Source organism: Psychrobacter nivimaris, from assembly GCF_043419765.1.
In the GTDB taxonomy this organism is placed as follows: Bacteria; Pseudomonadota; Gammaproteobacteria; order Pseudomonadales; family Moraxellaceae; genus Psychrobacter.
Map to the genome: position 1 here is coordinate 12482 of NZ_JBHOFX010000003.1, position 18106 is coordinate 30587.

At 43.3% G+C, this 18106-nt stretch carries 14 protein-coding genes; 11 read left to right on the plus strand and 3 right to left on the minus strand.

The window, feature by feature from the left end; all coding sequences use genetic code 11:
- The first annotated feature begins 283 nt into the window (after positions 1-283).
- Positions 284-742: a hypothetical protein gene (locus ACHEVO_RS06835; RefSeq protein WP_394124403.1), complete on the plus strand. Its 459-nt coding sequence runs from the start codon at positions 284-286 to the stop codon at positions 740-742.
- Between the two features lie 288 nt (positions 743-1030).
- Positions 1031-1405 carry a hypothetical protein gene (locus ACHEVO_RS06840; protein ID WP_394124404.1) on the plus strand — a complete coding sequence of 125 codons (375 nt, stop codon included), beginning with the start codon at positions 1031-1033 and terminating at the stop codon, positions 1403-1405.
- Between the two features lie 114 nt (positions 1406-1519).
- On the opposite strand, the gene hemH is transcribed toward ACHEVO_RS06840, so the two are convergent.
- Positions 1520-2539 carry a ferrochelatase gene (gene hemH / locus ACHEVO_RS06845; protein ID WP_394124405.1) on the minus strand — a complete coding sequence of 340 codons (1020 nt, stop codon included), beginning with the start codon at positions 2537-2539 and terminating at the stop codon, positions 1520-1522.
- A gap of 396 nt (positions 2540-2935) precedes the next feature.
- On the opposite strand from hemH, the gene metX reads away from it, so the two are divergent.
- The 4 genes from metX (at position 2936) to trhO (ending at position 7265) form a co-directional block, all read left to right on the plus strand.
- The gene (gene metX, locus ACHEVO_RS06850; RefSeq protein WP_394124406.1) at positions 2936-4378 is read left to right on the plus strand and encodes a homoserine O-acetyltransferase MetX; all 1443 of its coding nucleotides are present in this window, start codon (positions 2936-2938) and stop codon (positions 4376-4378) included.
- Positions 4375-4983, plus strand: a complete 609-nt coding sequence (metW, locus tag ACHEVO_RS06855) for a methionine biosynthesis protein MetW (protein ID WP_394124407.1) — start codon at positions 4375-4377, stop codon at positions 4981-4983. Before metX ends, metW begins: the two co-directional genes overlap by 4 nt.
- A gap of 412 nt (positions 4984-5395) precedes the next feature.
- Positions 5396-5977: a tetratricopeptide repeat protein gene (locus tag ACHEVO_RS06860; protein ID WP_057758462.1), complete on the plus strand. Its 582-nt coding sequence runs from the start codon at positions 5396-5398 to the stop codon at positions 5975-5977.
- Between the two features lie 229 nt (positions 5978-6206).
- A complete protein-coding gene (gene trhO, locus ACHEVO_RS06865; RefSeq protein ID WP_449301500.1) occupies positions 6207-7265 on the plus strand; it encodes an oxygen-dependent tRNA uridine(34) hydroxylase TrhO in 1059 nt (352 codons plus the stop codon).
- 149 nt (positions 7266-7414) lie between these two features.
- Here trhO and serA read toward each other — a convergent pair whose 3' ends face one another.
- The gene (gene serA, locus ACHEVO_RS06870; protein ID WP_057758460.1) at positions 7415-8641 is read right to left on the minus strand and encodes a phosphoglycerate dehydrogenase; all 1227 of its coding nucleotides are present in this window, start codon (positions 8639-8641) and stop codon (positions 7415-7417) included.
- 336 nt (positions 8642-8977) lie between these two features.
- Between serA and ACHEVO_RS06875 the strand changes: the two genes are divergently transcribed.
- Entirely contained in the window at positions 8978-10414 is a 1437-nt protein-coding gene (locus tag ACHEVO_RS06875) for an FAD-binding oxidoreductase (protein WP_394124408.1), read from the plus strand.
- 92 nt (positions 10415-10506) lie between these two features.
- Here the strand turns inward: ACHEVO_RS06875 and ACHEVO_RS06880 are convergent, their stop codons facing one another.
- Complete coding sequence (locus tag ACHEVO_RS06880) at positions 10507-11136, minus strand: BLUF domain-containing protein (protein ID WP_114701153.1); 630 nt, start codon at positions 11134-11136, stop codon at positions 10507-10509.
- A gap of 537 nt (positions 11137-11673) precedes the next feature.
- Between ACHEVO_RS06880 and ACHEVO_RS06885 the strand changes: the two genes are divergently transcribed.
- The 4 genes from ACHEVO_RS06885 (at position 11674) to lspA (ending at position 17994) form a co-directional block, all read left to right on the plus strand.
- Complete coding sequence (locus ACHEVO_RS06885) at positions 11674-13311, plus strand: carbon-nitrogen hydrolase family protein (protein WP_102094613.1); 1638 nt, start codon at positions 11674-11676, stop codon at positions 13309-13311.
- A gap of 176 nt (positions 13312-13487) precedes the next feature.
- Positions 13488-14036 (plus strand): protein disulfide oxidoreductase, encoded by a 549-nt coding sequence (locus tag ACHEVO_RS06890; protein ID WP_394124409.1) that lies wholly within the window; start codon positions 13488-13490, stop codon positions 14034-14036.
- 450 nt (positions 14037-14486) lie between these two features.
- A complete protein-coding gene (gene ileS / locus ACHEVO_RS06895; RefSeq protein ID WP_394124410.1) occupies positions 14487-17348 on the plus strand; it encodes an isoleucine--tRNA ligase in 2862 nt (953 codons plus the stop codon).
- Positions 17341-17994, plus strand: coding sequence for a signal peptidase II (gene lspA / locus ACHEVO_RS06900; RefSeq protein ID WP_394124411.1), 654 nt, complete (start codon positions 17341-17343; stop codon positions 17992-17994). The genes ileS and lspA overlap by 8 nt, the downstream gene beginning before the upstream one ends.
- The last annotated feature ends 112 nt before the right edge of the window (positions 17995-18106 follow it).

An 18106-nucleotide genomic window follows, 5' to 3' on the forward strand; every position in this document is an offset into this window, starting at 1 on the left:
CTACAATAAGTCATTATATATTGTTTATATTAACAATTACTTATGACCAGTTAGTTATATTTCATAACAGTAATATCTAGGTACGGGGTTTATAATAGGTCATCTGTTATACCCTAACTATTCGATATTTTTGCTTTAAAGTGAGCCTTTGGGTTCACTTTTTTGTTTTTAACACATTCTTTTTGATACGCAGGAGCCAGTTATTTTGAGTTCAGATGGCATCATTGAAATCCCTGGCATTATATTTTTATTAATATGCCTATTGCGCAGTTCACAATATGTTATGAAAAGTCATGTCAAACAAATTAAGGCTTTTTGGCTAGCAGCCGTACTTATACTTGTTTCTGTCATTCGTCGAGAGTTGAACTATCTACCAGACTTACTGGTTCCAAGCGATTTTTTGATGCTTGGTCAGTCTTATGACTGGTGGGAGGACAGCGTCCTTACCGTTATTTATCTCGTCGCGCTTGGTTTGCTGGTCTACTCAAGGCATTACCTATGGGCAGTGCTAAAAAACGTGCCCGTTTCGCTCTATCTTAGCGTTACTGTACTTGCTATCGTGCAATACATGGGCGAGAACGCAATTGTGTTCCCGCATACATTTGGTGAAATTGTCGAAGAGCTGGCTGAGACTGCCATTTATGGTATTGCCTTGACCTATTTATGGCGATTTAAGCTGGCTGACTATCAGTCGTATCTGGTACAGAAGTTAAATTATAAGTTTGACCACGCTAATAATTAAAACTATAAGTTTAATTTTTTATGTAGCAATCTGGCTACCGTACAAAGACTTAGCATGAATTTCATAAACAATTACGGCTACTCATCTTGAGTAGCCGTTTTGCATTCTAATCATCGTCTTACATTTTTTGAACATCCTGTCACACCTTACTACTAGTGAAAAGTTGATTAAGCGTACAAACTGAGAAGCATATTATCTACATTGCAATGAGCGATGCTTTAACAAGCCAGCGCGATATTTTTACTTCTAATGATGGCGACATCTAATAACTACAATAAGGAATTACTCATGGAAAACTCAAAAAACCCACTACCAGAAGAGATGGATCATATTGACGGTAATCGTCGTGACAATAATGACCACGTCGATAAGTTAAATAGCAGCAATCAGGATGAACAAAACAACCAATTGGTCGATTTGGACAATCCTATGCTGCATACCATCGATAACGATGATGTGATTGATAATAGTGCGGGATTTAATAACTCAGAAGTCGGTAGTGATGCGACCCAAGGACTAACACCTGCGCATCGTCAAAATATCGATGAGTCTCGTGTCGATGAGATTTTAGTTCAAGATAACCTTGATGACAGTGATTATCCAGATGCGATGGATATTGTGGATAGAGAAGCGGCTGAACGTAGCAACGATGATGATTTTTAGAACTTAATACGTCTGTTTATCTACCTCTCTAAACCAAAAAAGCACACTTAACTATATTAAGCGTGCTTTTTTTATTCTACTATTCAACGCACCAATACAACTACGCTCGACTCTCTAAACCCAACCATCTAGCGTGCCAGCCCAACCTTTTACCAAAGGCAGGCTTAACGCTTCAAGCAATTCAATATGTGTCTCATCAAGGTTTAATGCAGGAATATAATGGTACTCTTGCCCGCCTGCTTCAAGAAAATTATCACGGTTTTCAATGGCTAGCTCCTCTAGTGTTTCTAGACAGTCTGCCGAGAACGCCGGACTGATCACCTGTACCGAGCGCACACCTGACTGACCCCAATCTTCCAACACCACATCGGTATACGGCTTGACCCACTCTTGCTTACCAAAGCGGGACTGGAAACTAATAATCCATTCGTCGTCGTTCAGGCCAAGTTCATGCGCCACTTGTGCAGCGGTACATTTACAACGTTTAGGATAAGGATCGCCTTTATCGGCATAAGGCTGCGGAATACCATGAAAACTAAACATCAACTTTTCAGGCTTGCCATGTTTCTCTTGAAAACGGCGAATAGAGTTGGCCAATGCTTGAATATATAACGGATGGGCAAAGTAGTCTTTGACAATCGTATAGTTTGGCAAGTTGCGTTGCTTGAGCGTCCACTTCGTCAGCGCATCATATACGGCACCGCCTGAAGAAGCCGAATACTGCGGAAACAACGGCAGGATGACAAAGTGATCAACTCCTTCACCACGTAGCGCATCCATGACATCAGGCAAACCAGGATTACCATAGCTCATCGCAGGATGCACAGAGACACGAAATGGTGCCACACTATCGGCCAAACGTGGCTCTAATAGCTCAACTTGGCTTTTTAGTATTTTACGAATCGGCGAATCACCTTCCCAGATACTGGCGTAAGCCTTTGCTACGCGCTTAGGACGACTCGGCAAGACAAATAGATTCAGAATAATAGCCCATAGGAATTTGGGAATCTCAATCACTCGTGGGTCTGACAAAAATTGTTTGAGGTAGCGACGTACGGCAGGGGCCGTTGGCTCATCTGGTGTACCAAGATTCACTAACAAAACGGCAATACGTGGGGGCAATTTAGGTTTCATAGCAGCACTTTATTAGCAGTAAGTTATTAAGGGTTAGGTCAAAATAATAAGAGACGATACTGTTAAGACACAATTGAATAGACACCTCATTAGTGTAGCATTTTATCTATTAATGACGCGGGCTAAAAGCGCCCCTATACAATTTGATACGCAGTTGCTATTTATTAACTCTTGATTACTTGATGCTGGCGACTTATTCGTTATTCATTTATAAAGTATGTTCCATAAAAACTACGATCGATGCGCTCGAAAGGCGCGCTCGATGGTTGTACTCCAACGCGCATCACCATACAATAGGCAGGCCCAGTTTATAAAAACCGTGTAAGTAAAATAGCCTGTTAGCAACGTGCCATTTTGCTTTTATTTTATTGATGATTGTAGTCTTGCGAGGTAGCTTTGAACGCACGCTCTGATAATACCAGTGACCAGCATCCTAATTCACAACCTCACTCTAACAGCTCAGCCAATACCGACAGTGATTTAGGGTCTGTAGGTGTCGTTACGCCTCAGAATTTTCATTTTGCTGAGCCCTTAACGTTAGAATGCAACCGTACCCTACCCTCGTTTGACTTGATGGTAGAGACTTACGGTACGCTCAATAGCGAAAAATCAAATGCGATTCTGATTTGCCACGCGTTATCGGGCAATCATCATGCAGCTGGCTTCCATAGCGCTGATGACAAAAAAGCAGGTTGGTGGGACAATATGATTGGCCCCAATAAAGCAATTGATACCAATCAGTTCTATGTGGTGTGTGTCAATAATATCGGTAGTTGTTTTGGTTCAACAGGGCCTACCACTATTAACCCCGATAGCGTTGGTTCGGATAGTGTTAGTTTGGACAGCCTTGATGCAAATAGTAGCGATGAGCCACAAGTGTATGGCCCTGATTTCCCGCTGATCACTATCAAAGACTGGGTGAAAACCCAAGCAATGCTTTCAGATCGTTTAGGCATCGACGTTTGGCACGCCATCGTTGGTGGCTCAATGGGCGGTATGCAAGCGCTACAATGGTCTGTTGATTATCCAGAGCGATTAAAGCGCTGTGTGGTCATTGCCAGTACGCCAAAGCTATCTGCTCAAAATATCGCCTTCAACGAAGTGGCGCGCCAATCTATATTATCCGATCCTGACTTTAAAGATGGTCGCTATATACAAAAAGGCACTTATCCTCGTCGCGGACTGATATTGGCGCGTATGGTTGGACATATTACCTATTTAACTGATGACGCGATGAAAGCCAAGTTTGGTCGTGATTTAAAATCTGGCAAATTTATGTATGGCTACGATGTCGAGTTTCAGGTCGAAAGCTATCTACGCTATCAAGGCGAACGCTTTAGTGAAAACTTCGATGCCAATACTTATCTGCTCATGACCAAAGCCTTAGATTACTTTGATCCGACGCGCGATTATCCTTCAACGGTAGCAGAAGATACTCTAGAGTCGGCAGTGCAAATAGAAGACTCAATCGCGGCGTCAGTCGAATCTAGCAAAGCAAACGCACAGAGTGAGTTAGAAGATGCGGTAACGACGATTGAGGATATTGAGTCTGATCGTCAGCAAGAGCTTTCTGCGCTCAAAGCAGCCTTTGCTCATACAAAATGCCAATATCTGGTTGTGTCATTCACCACTGACTGGCGTTTTGCACCTGAGCGCTCACAAGAGATTGTCGATGCGCTGATGGCTACTGGCAAACCAGTCAGCTATATCAATATTGACGCGCCGCACGGACATGACTCATTCTTGTTTGATATTCCTCGCTACATGGGTGCGGTTAAAGGATTTTTGACTGCGCCATTTATTACCCCTAGCCGCCCAGCCACAGGAGAGCGCTCATGAGAATGGATCACCAACTGGCAGAGCGCTGGATTGCGCCGCAAGCACACGTACTGGACTTAGGTTGTGGTAATGGCGAGCTGCTTGCCCACTTACAGCAGAAACTAGGCGTGACAGGTTACGGACTAGAGATTGATGAAGACAAAATCAATGAGGCGATTGGTAATGGCTTATCAATTGTCGAGCAGGATCTCAATGATGGTCTAGCGCGCTTTGCTGATAACAGCTTTGACACGGTCGTCATGGCACGTGCCCTACAAGCAGTAAAAGCACCTGATGAGTTGTTGCTTGATATGCTGAGAGTTGCCCGTGAAGCAGTCATTACTTTCCCTAACTTTGCGCATTGGCAAAACCGCATTCATTTAGGGCTAAAAGGCATGATGCCTGTCTCTGAAGCGCTGCCTTACGAATGGTACAACACGCCAAACATTCATCTATGTACCTTTAAAGATTTTGAGCTGTTATGTGCGCAGCATGATATTCATATTATCAATCGTTTTGCGGTTAGTGATTCTGAAAAAGGTCATACACCTTTGATGAAATCGTTAATCAGGCAAGCCCCTAACTTGTTAGCAGACGTCGCTATCTACCGAGTGACAAAAAAATAACCGTTAAATCATTAACTATCTTGAGACTTTAGAGACTGCTAAACAGTGCTGTACGTACTGGTATTAACCTTAATAGATTGTTAACTTAATATAATTTTTTAGTAACTGTCTGATTTTGTTAAGGACAATCAAGTACAAACGTCTATGAGACCTTGTAATTAGTATTTGAGTTTCGTAAGTTTGGGTGTTAAGCTAGCAAAATATTGTCAGCCACCCCACTATTACGACCGTTTGTCTAATCAGTTAGGGTGAAATCTCTGATTTAGAGATGACAACCCACTTTTGCTAATGATTAGGTAAGTTCATATCGCAAGATTCCACCTAATTGTTATCGCCGTCTGACTGTCTTTAGCGAGACAATGTTTAGCGGTACAATTTTTTTGCTTATTAACTGCCTAATTTTGGAGCTGCTATGAAATTATTAAAAGCTGCGTTGTTTACTGCATTATTTTCTTGTGCTGGTTTAGCCAATGCTGAGTTAATATCAAACGTACCGCTTGATACCTCACGTTTTGAGCTTATGCCTGTGAGCGAGTTGTCTAGTCGTGCCGCCCAAGGTAACGATCACGCTCAGTTCTATCTGGCCAAGCGTTTGCAAAAAGGTGAAGGTATTGCGCAAAATACCCAACAAGCAATCCAGTGGTATACCAAAGCCGCTCAGCAAGGCGTTGCTCCTGCTCAGCTGAATCTTGCTATCATGTATTTGCGCGGCGAAGGTGTTCAGCCTAACTTGCAACAAGCCCGTTTGTGGTTAGAAAAAGCTGCAATGCGTGGCGATAACCGTGCCAGCTACACGCTTGCCCTATTAGATGAAAAGCAAAAAAATCTGGTCGATGCCTATAAATGGTATGACTTGGCTGCCCGTGATGGCATGCTAGATGAAAAAGTCCGCAACAAAGCGCGCGGTAAAATTGGTCAGTTGGCATTGAACTTATCAAGTGATGATATCGCTAGTGCTCGTAGCAAAGCGGATACTTGGTTCCAGAGTAAGTAGTATCTAACTTTCGTACTACGAATTGAATATAAAAAAAGCTCAGTATTTTACTGGGCTTTTTTGTTTTCCATAACATCAAGCCAAGCATTACAAACTATTCAAAACTCTAGCAAAATTTGCTACACTACGCGCGCATTAATCAATTCCACAATTTTGTTAATGCTTTAAACTGAAAAGATACTTTAACCCCAATGCACTAGGTTTACGACCTAGCCAGCAGGAGAAAAACATGAGCACTAACAAAGAAACCGTAATAACTGACGACAATTCAGCCCCTGTATACGATAGTGTGACTAATAATATCGTTGTCGCCGCACTATATAAGTTCACGCGCTTTGCTGATTTTGAACAGTATCGTGAGCCCATACTAAACACTATGCTCGATAACGATGTAAAAGGTACGTTGTTACTTGCCAGCGAAGGCATTAACGGTACGATTTCTGGTACTCGTCAAGGTATCGATACCGTACTTGACTACCTGCGTAGTATTGAGGCGATTGGTACGTTTACCTTCAAAGAATCCTATACTGACGCACAGCCTTTTTACCGCACTAAGGTAAAGCTAAAAAAAGAAATCGTCACTATGGGTGTCGAGAATATTGATCCATTGGAATCCGTTGGTCGCTATGTAAAACCAAGCGAGTGGAATGCGTTGATCTCAGATCCTGAAGTCACCTTGATCGACACGCGTAACGACTATGAAGTGCAAATCGGCACCTTCCAAAATGCAGTCAACCCAAACACTGAAACGTTCCGCGAGTTTCCAGAATACGTTTCAAAAGAGCTCGATCCAACCAAGCATAAAAAAGTGGCGATGTTCTGTACAGGTGGCATCCGCTGCGAAAAATCTACTGCCTATTTACGCGAGCAAGGGTTTGAAGAGGTCTATCATTTAGAAGGCGGCATCCTAAAATACCTTGAAGAAGTCCCTGCTAGTGACTCTATGTGGCAAGGCGATTGCTTTGTTTTTGACAACCGTGTGTCAGTAAACCACAACTTAGAAAAAGGCAGCTACGAGCAGTGTTTTGCTTGCCGTATGCCGATCACTGTCGATGACATGCAAAACCCTGCCTATATCAAAGGCGAGTCATGCCCACACTGTATCGACAAGGCAACCGATGAGCAAAAAGTTCGTTTCCGCGAGCGCGAGCACCAAATGCAATTGGCGAAAAAGCGTGGTGAAGCCCATATCGGTAGTGACGTGATGGATGTAATCGAAAAACGTAAAGCCGCTAAGACAGAAGCGCGTTTACAAGCGGAAGCTGCAAACAACACTAAAGCCAATTAAACTTAGCATTAGTACAATAAAAAAGAAGTGAAATAAAAAAGAGAGGCTCTAATCAATAGAGCCTCTCTTTTTTTATGACAAATCTTCAATGCGTATCAAAACTATTAGCCCTGATAGTGTTAATCCAATCTGAAAGCGGATTGACTATATTAGAATAAGATACGTACGCGGATAGTCTCTTCTACATCTTTTAATTGGTCTAGTGCAGCGGTCGAATCATTGTAATCGACATCCATCACTAGATAACCAACATCACCTTCTGTCATCAGGCTCTGCGCTAGGATGTTAATGCCAGCTTCAGCAAATAAGCGGTTAATCTGAGACAGTACGCCTGGCACGTTTTTGTGAATGTGTAGTAGACGATGCGAGTTTTCTTTGAACGGAATAGAAACTTCTGGGAAGTTCACAGCCGTCGCCGTATCACCTTGATCAGAGTATCTAACAAACTTATCAGCTACTTCCAGTCCGATATTGGCCTGTGCTTCTTGTGTTGAACCACCGATATGCGGCGTCAAAATCACATTATCAAACTTACGTAGTGGTGACTCAAACTCTTCGTCCGCTGATTTTGGCTCTTTTGGGAACACATCAATAGCCGCGCCCAAGATTTTACCAGACTCAAGCGCATCTGCCAGATCATCAATCTCAACACACGTACCGCGAGCCGCATTGATAAAGTAGCTGCCTTCTTTCATCTGAGCGAACTGCTCAGCTTTCATCATATAGCGAGTGCTTGGTACATCAGGTACATGCAATGTCACGATATCAGCCGTTGATAGTAGCTCTTCTAGGCTACCAACTTGTACCGCGTTGCCTAGTGGTAATTTGGTCACAGCATCATGATAAATGACTTTCATACCGAAGCTTTCTGCTAACACAGACAGCTGCGAGCCGATAGAACCATAACCGACGATACCGATAGTCTTGCCACGTACTTCGTGTGAGTTAGTCGCAGACTTACCCCAGCCGCCGCGATGTACAGTTGCATTCTTTTCGGGAATACCGCGGTACAGCATAATGGCTTCTGCCAAGACTAGCTCAGCTACCGAACGGGTGTTCGAGAATGGCGCGTTAAAGACAGGGATACCAAGATCACGAGCGGCGTCTAGATCTACTTGGTTGGTACCAATACAAAAGCAACCAATGCCGATAAGCTTGTGTGCGTGCTCAAGTACTTCACGCGTCAGCTGAGTGCGTGAACGAATACCGATAAAGTGAGCATCTTTGATCTTTTCAATCAGCTCGTCTTGATCTAAGGCGTGACTGATATTCTCGATGTTGTGGTAACCAGCTCCTTCCAATACTTTTAGGGCATTGTCATGTAGACCTTCAAGCAATAAAAACCGGATTTTGTCTTTTTGTAGTGATAACGCCATATGAGAACTGTCCTATAATTGTTTTATAAGATTACCTGTTGGATAATCTATGATGGAGGAAACGAAAACAGTCCCGATATCTTACACAAAATTTGAGGTCGATGTTAGCAGATTAGATGAATTATTGGTTATCAAGCCTGAAAAATTTTTATGCTATAGTGAATTATTCTGTTTGAAACCGCTCGAATCAATTATTTATTACTTACCTTTTCTTATAGGTAAAAATTATCATTCACTTATTACCTCTACGAGCTGACTCACCACTGAATTTATAGTTATTTCGCTATATAATAAGCAGTCCCAGCATCGTGCTTACGCCAATATTGAGATTTGACCATGACGCCAACTACCGCTCAGCCTATATCCGAAACCAATGCCGTGCAAACCATCTTGAGCACGCTCACTGATACCCATGATTTCGAACCCAGCCAAATCAAAACCGATGCTGAAAGCTTAGAGCATTGGGGTAAAGACTGGACCAAGCATTTTGCTCCTGCTGCTGCTGCCATCGTTTTTCCAAAGACCACTGAACAAGTACAGACTATCGTACTGCTGGCCAATGAGCACAACGTCGTCCTCACCCCAAGCGGTGGTCGTACAGGCCTGTCGGCTGGTGCTGTCGCAGCCAACGGTGAAATCGTTGTTAGCATGGATAAAATGAACCAGATCGGACAGTTTTATCCTGCTGATCGAATAGTTGAAGTCGAAGCCGGTGTCGTCACCCAACAGTTGCAAGAATTCGCTGAATCAAAAGACCTATACTACCCTGTCGACTTTGCCTCAGCAGGCTCTAGTCAAATCGGCGGCAACATCGGTACCAATGCTGGCGGTATCAAAGTCATTCGTTATGGCATGACCCGTCAATGGATTATGGGACTGACTGTCGTCACGGGTAAAGGCGATATTTTGCAGCTAAATCGCGGCATGGTAAAGAACGCCACTGGTTATGACTTGCGCCAATTATTCATCGGTAGTGAAGGCACACTTGGCCTTGTTACTCATGCGCAAATCAAACTTGAGCGTCAGCCACAAGACTTAAACGTCATGGTGCTTGGCATGGACAGCTTTAATGACGTGATGAACGTACTCTCTGCCTTTCAAGCACAAATTGATTTGACTGCTTTTGAGTTCTTTGACGATGTGGCGATTGATAAGCTGATGGCACATGGTCAAGTACAAGAGCCGTTTGAATCACGTACCAAGTTCTATACGCTATTAGAGTTTGAAGCGCCTTATGAGCCAATCATGGACAAAGCCATGGCCATATTTGAGCATTGTATGGAACAAGGTTGGGTCGTTGATGGGGTAATGAGTCAAAACCTCACACAAGCGGCAGAGCTATGGAAGCTACGTGAGTATATTTCAGAGACTATTTCGGTATTCACGCCTTATAAGAATGATGTGTCTGTGCTTATCAGTCACGTACCGACTTTTATCGAAGAGATTGATCACATTGTCAGCAGTAACTATCCTGACTTTGAAGTCTGCTGGTTTGGACATATCGGTGATGGCAATTTGCACTTGAATATCTTAAAACCTGAGAATATGAATAAAGATGATTTCTTTGCAGAGTGTCAGGTCGTCAATAAATACGTGTTTGAGACGGTACAAAAATATGGTGGCTCAGTGTCTGCTGAGCATGGGGTGGGTATGACGAAGAAGCCGTACTTGCACTATAGCCGCAGTGAGACTGAGATTGAATACTTAAAAGAAGTCAAAAAAGTATTCGATCCAAACAACATTATGAACCGTGGTAAAATTTTTGATATGTGATTAGTACTCTAAACGCTTAACCCAAATAAAAAGACGCTAACCCGAAAGGCTAGCGTCTTTTTTATGAATTTATAATTCGCAAAAACTACGATTTATAAATATAACAGTATCAGTGCGACGACCAATAATATGCTCAAAAACCCTTGAATAATCAGAAACGCCTGATGCGGTGCCGCGATATGGCGCACCATATTACCCAATGCATTATAAGTAATGCCTGCCGCCTTAATATGGGGTGGACTATCGAAAGTTTTGATAATTTGCAAAAACTGCTCAGTCCGATCAGATGACCAGCCGTGCGGCGCAAATGGTAAAAACGGAGATAGTTGTACAGCCTGTTTTTTGGTTGCGGGTGACCATAACCAACGCTCTAAAAACAGCAAGCGCATACGCCAGTCGGCAAAGCTGCGATGATTGATGACTTGTAATAGCAACACTTCTACATTCTTATGACGACTATCGACAAAGATACGCTCTTGCAGATTAAATACGTCTGACTTTTTGCCTTCAATACATTGCAGGAAGTGACCATTACCGTAGCATAGCGTGCCTGTGATGTTATGCTGCTGATTGTAGTTACGTGCGTGGCCTTCTACTTCATCAAAGATAGAGGTGCTTAGACGCGAGCCAAGAGTCAGCGTACTGACATAAACCAACTGAACCAGAGCGGAGTCATCTATGTCATCCCACTTCATGATTCTATTGGTATGATTTAAAGGCATAATAAAATAATCCTAAGAAGCCGATGAGATACGGCTAAACGAAACAAGCAACACAATACTATGCCTGAGTTGAAACAAAAAATTGACTCACAAAAACGTAGCAAATATTTACTACGTGAGACTGTTATTACCTTTACAGCTTGCTATGATAACAAGCAAAACAAAAGGTGCTGATAGATATTATTTAGATTCTATATTGAGATAATAAATAGCAAGACAGTCGCAGGTACAATGATAATGCAGGGTTATGCGCTTATCGGTGCTCACAAACCCAATAGGTATAAAGTGGTATAGAATGCGGCGTTCGCTATCCTTTAGTCCTCTATGTTAGCCAAAATCATTACCAAATAAAGTGAGTAAAACGGTCTAAGATATCAACATAACCTATTGTAAATATGGCAATAAATTATTGTAACGACAATATCTTCCTATTGGAATGTTTTTATTACTTTTTTGCACAAAAATCGGCACATCAATGTGCCATGACCCCATTATTTAATCACACTACATTCAATAGCTATTTAAAACAGGAAACTTATGAGCAAGATGGAAAAACTAGATGATTTTCACCTCACGATTGCTGAGATTAAGAAAAAAGATTATCCACAATTAAAAGCTTTGATGGATCGTGTCTATGTAAACTTGGGTGGCGCGTGGTCAAAGACAACCATTCATACTTTAATCGATGCTTTTCCAGAAGGTCAGATTGCTTTGTTTGATCATGATCAGCTGATTGGTATCGTGCTCTCCATGCGCGTTGACTATGCTAAGTTTTCAAACCCGCATACCTATGATGATTTGATTGGGCAAAAAGAAATCATCAGAGACAACCCTGAAGGTGATGCCATTTATGGTTTAGATGCGCTCATCGACCCTGATTATCGTGGCTACCGTCTCGGTCGTCGTCTGTATGATGCACGCAAGGAGCTATGCCGACAGTTGAACTTCCGCGCTATCTTAGCTGGCGGACGCATACCTAACTACCATAACCATAAAGATCTGACTCCAGGCGAATATATTGATGCCGTTGAAAGCCGTGAAATTCACGATTCAGCTTTGTCTTTCCAGCTGTCTAATGGCTTTATCGTTAAACGTATTTTGACCGCTTATCTGCCAGATGATAAGCAATCAAAGGGCTTTGCTACCTTGCTTGAGTGGGCAAATATCTACTACGAGCCCAAAGACTATAAGCCTAATACTCGCAAGTCTGAAGTACGTATTGGTGGTATTCAGTGGCAAATGCGTGAAGTCGAATCACCTGAAGAATTACTGCAACAGGTTGAGTTCTTTGTCGATATCATGGCAGACTACAACTCAGACTTTGCTTGTTTACCTGAGTTTTTCAATGCGCCATTGATGGGTCTATGTGAAGAAACCGATCAAAATATTGCCATTCGATTTTTGGCAGGTTATACCGAGTGGTTCAAAAATGAAATCTCGCATTTAGCGGTCAGTTATAACGTCAACGTCATTACCGGTTCGATGCCGTTACTAGATGAAGACGATACCTTATACAACGTCAGCTATCTTTGCCGCCGTGATGGCACCGTTGAAGAGCAACGCAAAATTCATATTACTCCGCATGAGCGTAGCGCTTGGGTAATCGAAGGTGGCGATGAAGTCAAAGTATTCGACACAGATGCGGGTCGTATCGGCATCTTGGTCTGCTATGATGTTGAGTTCCCTGAGCTTGCACGTTTAATGGCACTTGATGACATGGATATCTTGTTTGTGCCCTTCTGGACTGACACCAAAAACGGCTATCTACGTGTTCGCCACTGCGCGCAGGCCCGTGCTATCGAAAACGAATGCTATGTGATGATTTGCGGTTCAGTGGGCAACTTACCGCAAGTTGAGAGTTTGGATATTCAGTACGCTCAGTCGTCGATTTTTTCACCATCAGATTTTGCGTTCCCGCATGATGCGATTATGGCAGAGACCACTGCCAACACGGAGATGGTATTTTTCTCTGATGTGAACTTAGACAAGCTGACTCACGTTCGTCACGAAGGCTCAGTACATAACCTGATTGACCGCCGTGATGATTTGTTTAGCTTAAAGTGGAAGCGCAAGGCCAAAGTGCCAGCGAGCAAGTTGAGTGATGAGCAGCGCCGTGAAAATTCAGGTAGCGTACTGATTGGTGATCCATTACAAAACCGAGCACAAAAGCCATAATAGGTTGACGTCGCACACTTATAGTAGACTTTATAAATAATACGGCTGATTTTCAGCCGTTTATTTTTATCTACTGTCGACTCTTTGTGCAATGGCTATATAGATAGTTACGATAAAACAGGCAATCACTGTAAGCCATCATTTGACAAAAATATGCAAACTAAAAAGCGGATGTCATGACGACTGATATTGAACAAACAGAACTAAAAGCAAAGAAACAGCCGAAGACGAAAATCATTTCGATACTTAAAACGATAATGTTATATGGTCTTATGTTTGTCGTGATCTATAGCGTGGTCAATTGGTGGCGACAGCCTGTTATGCCTGCCAACCCTCAATTGCAACTGACCGATTACCAAGGACAAACTATCGATCTAGCAGCGATGAGTCATGAGCGGCCTACGCTGGTATACTTTTGGGGTACGTGGTGTTCAGTCTGCAGCTTTACCTCACCCACTATCAATAAGTTAGCTGCAGATAACTATCCCGTTGTCACTGTTGCCGTACAGTCCGGCTCAAATCAAGAGTTACACAGCTACCTCGATCAGCATCAGTTTGATTTCACCACCATAAATGATCAACAAGGCAATATCTTTGCAGATTGGCAAGGACAAGTCACACCGTCTTATGTGGTATTAGAGAATGGCGAGATGACACAAGGGCTAACAGGTATTCAGCCATTATGGTCATTGAAACTGCGCTTATGGTTGGCGTCTGTTTTTTAGCACTTGAGTCGTACTTTATGCTTCAATAAATAAGCATTCAAGGAGCTTATAGCTACGTCCGTGCTGAGGATATACAACACAGATAAACGATTGATATTGGACAAAATTGGGTTAGCCTCGCACAGCTCTTTTTACCCTACCCTTTTTGTCATATAATAGCTGCCGATCTAAATATTTTTTTGAATTATTTTTGCTAGCGTATTTTATGTTGCAATCGTCTCGTTACCATTTATTATTGACGTAACTATTTGCGGACTAATGAGCGACAATGGGTATTTATTGACATGATGGTTGATAAACCGACTATGATGAGCAATATACCTACTATTAGTAATTAAGCATTATCAATACCGCGTGACCCTCAGTACTATATTGAACTACATTGAACATCGAGCCTTGTATCCGGTTTTGAACCGACACACAAACCTACCTTTTAAAAAGATACCTTCTATGACTGATAAAAGCACTGACACACCAAGCCAAGATTACAAAGACACGCTGAACCTTGCGGATACGCCATTTGCGATGCGCGCAAACCTTGCCAAGCGCGAACCAGATTGGTTAGCTGCTTGGGAAGCAGATGACGTCTACGGTAAAATTCGTCAGGCGCGTGCTGGTGCAACCAAATATATTTTGCACGATGGCCCTCCATACGCCAACGGTCAGATTCACTTGGGTCACGCAGTCAATAAAGTACTAAAAGACATTATTGTAAAATCAAAAACCTTATCAGGATTTGATGCGCCTTATGTCCCTGGTTGGGATTGTCATGGTCTGCCAATCGAACAAAAAGTCGAAGCTAAGGTCGGTAAAGTTGGTCAAAAAGTTTCTGCGACCGAATTCCGTGGTCTATGCCGCGAATATGCGAGTACTCAAATTGAATTGCAAAAAGCAGACTTCAAGCGTCTAGGTGTGTTTGGTGATTGGGACAATCCTTATCTGACTATGAACTTCCATCAAGAAGCCAACATCGTGCGTGCGCTTGCCAAAATCTATGACAATGGTCATGTGACTCGCGGTATGAAGCCGGTCAACTGGTGCTTGGACTGTAGCTCTGCCCTAGCAGAAGCAGAAGTAGAATATCAAGACAAAGTCTCTGATGCGATTTATGTCAGCTTTGATGTGCTCGGTACGGATAAAGTAGCCGCATTGGCAGATATCGCAGATAACATCGCTGCTGTTATTTGGACAACTACGCCATGGACACTACCTGCCAACCAAGCTATCTCAGTACATCCTGAGCACAACTATAGCGTGGTTGCTACCGAAAAAGGTAATCTGTTACTCGCAGCGGATCTTGTAGAGACTGCGTTAAGTGAGCTAAAATTAGAAAATAACGGCATTCTAGCAACTGTATCAGGCAGCGATCTTGAAGGCCTACATGCCCAGCATCCACTGATTGAAGACCGTCAAGTGCCGCTCATCTTGGGCGACCATGTGACTACTGATAGTGGTACTGGTCTGGTACATACGGCCCCTGGTCACGGTTTAGACGATTATATCGTTGGTCTAAAATACAACTTACCAGTGGAAAACCCAGTAAGCGGTACAGGCGTTTATTTAGATAGCGCTGCTGTATTTGCAGGCGAGCACATCTATAAAGCCAATCCAAAAATCATCGCTGCACTACATGAAAACGGCCATCTAATCAGCCATACCAAAATTGAGCATAGCTATCCGCATTGCTGGCGTCATAAATCACCAATTATTTTCCGTGCTACGCCTCAGTGGTTTATCAACATGGAAACCAAAGGCTTACGTGCTCGCGCGCTTGCTGATATTCCTACAGTCAACTGGACGCCAGCGTGGGGACAAAACCGTATCGAATCAATGATGACGGGTCGTCCGGATTGGTGTATCTCACGTCAACGTACGTGGGGCGTGCCTATTACTTTCTTTACGCACAAAGAAACCGGCGAGTTGCATCCAAACACGCTTGAGCTGATGGAAGTCGCAGCACAAAAAATCAATGAAGGCGGCGTAGAAGCGTGGTTTGATGCTAGCTGTGAAGACTTCTTAGGTAGTGAAGCCGCTGACTATGACAAAGCAACTGATACGTTAGACGTTTGGTTTGACTCAGGCACGACACATTTTGCGGTACTGGATCAACGTGATGAATTGACCAATCCAGCTGATATGTATCTAGAAGGCTCTGATCAGCATCGCGGTTGGTTCCAGACTTCACTGCTGACGTCGGAAGCGATGTATGAGCGTCCACCGTTTAAGCAAGTATTGACCCATGGTTTTGTGGTCGATGAGAACGGTCGCAAGATGAGTAAGTCACTGGGCAATATCATCACCCCGCAAGAAGAAATCAATAAAACAGGTGCAGACATGCTGCGTCTATGGATTGCATCGAGTGACTATCGTTATGAGATGAGCGCAGGTAAGACGGTCTTTAAAGGTGCGATCGATATGTATCGCCGTATCCGTAACACCTTACGTTTCTTGCTTGCCAATACCGATGACTTCAATCCAGCGACTGATAGCATTGATATCAATGAATTGGTTAGCCTTGATAAATTCATCATTGAGCGCGCACAAACCGTCCAAGCGCAAATCATTAGCGCTTACGATGCAATGGACTTTCACCAAGTCACTCAGCACGTGACAGCGTTTTGCTCGCAAGATTTGGGTAGCTTCTATCTAGATATCATTAAAGACCGTCAGTACACCACGCAGGCAGATGGTCAGCCTCGTCGTTCTGCGCAGACGGCTATCTACCATATCACTCATGCATTGATTCGCTGGATTACACCAATTTTGTCATTCACGGCGCAAGAGGCTTGGGAAGTACTGAACCAACGTGATGCGGATAAAGGCGGCTATGTATTTACTCAAGAATGGTATGAGTTCCCAACGTTTGAGCTAAGTGCTATCAGCAATGATGACTGGCAGCGCATCATGTTCGCCAAAGACATGGTGAACAAACATATCGAGACTGCACGTGGCGAAAAAATCATCAATGCCAACTTGTCTGCCGACGTGAGTCTATACGCTGACGGTGCAATGTATGAGAGCTTAGCTAAGCTTAATGAAGAGCTACGTTTTGTACTAATTACTAGTAACGCTGCACTAAAGCCAATGAGCGAAGCGCCTGCTGATAGCATCGCACAGACAGCAGAAGCGACCGATACCAATACCGAAGAGGCTGTAGATTTAGTGGTCCAAGTAAGCGCAGCTACTGGTACTAAGTGCGTACGCTGCTGGCACATTCGTGATGACATCGGTACAGATAGCGCACACCCTGAGCTATGCGCGCGCTGCGTGACCAATGTCAGTGGCGACGGCGAGGTGCGTCACTATGCCTAACCCAACAGACTCACCTGAAAGCCCGCATGACCAGCAGCCACAGGTTAAGGTCGATCATTCGCCTAAGCCTGCTCATGCAACCACAGGCAGCTCGACTACGCCTAGAAGTCGCCTGACCAAGTCAACAAATAGGACACCAAAGCTGGTGGCCAATGGCAGTCGTGCTTTTGTATGGTATATATTGGCATTGGTTATTGTCATCATCGATCAGTGGACCAAATGGCTGGCAGAAACTAAGCTGACCTTTCATGATCCAGTGCCGGTGATTGAGCCATTTCTTAATTGGACATTGGCTTATAACTATGGCGCAGCTTTTAGCTTTTTGGCAGATGCTGGCGGTTGGCAGAAGTGGTTTTTTTCAGGACTGGCATTACTCATGTCGCTGGTCTTGATTGTTTATCTGATTAAAGCACCGCGCAAGGCCTCTTTGTTATCTTTTGGACTTGCTTTAGTGTTGGGCGGGGCAATTGGTAACCTCATCGATCGTCTATTACATGGTCATGTGATTGATTTTATCCATGTGCATTATGCCGATGTTTGGCATTATCCGATTTTTAATATCGCGGATATTGGTATCTCTATCGGTGTTGCACTGATTGTCATCGATATGCTATTTTTGGAAAGGAAGCGTGAAATGCCGCAGTAATAATTCTAAATACTATTATTAATATCGTTCAGCTTATAAATAAAAAGGTGGGTTACGCAGTCGTAATCCACCTTTTTTATTTACTATTTCTGACGATTGAATATATATGTTA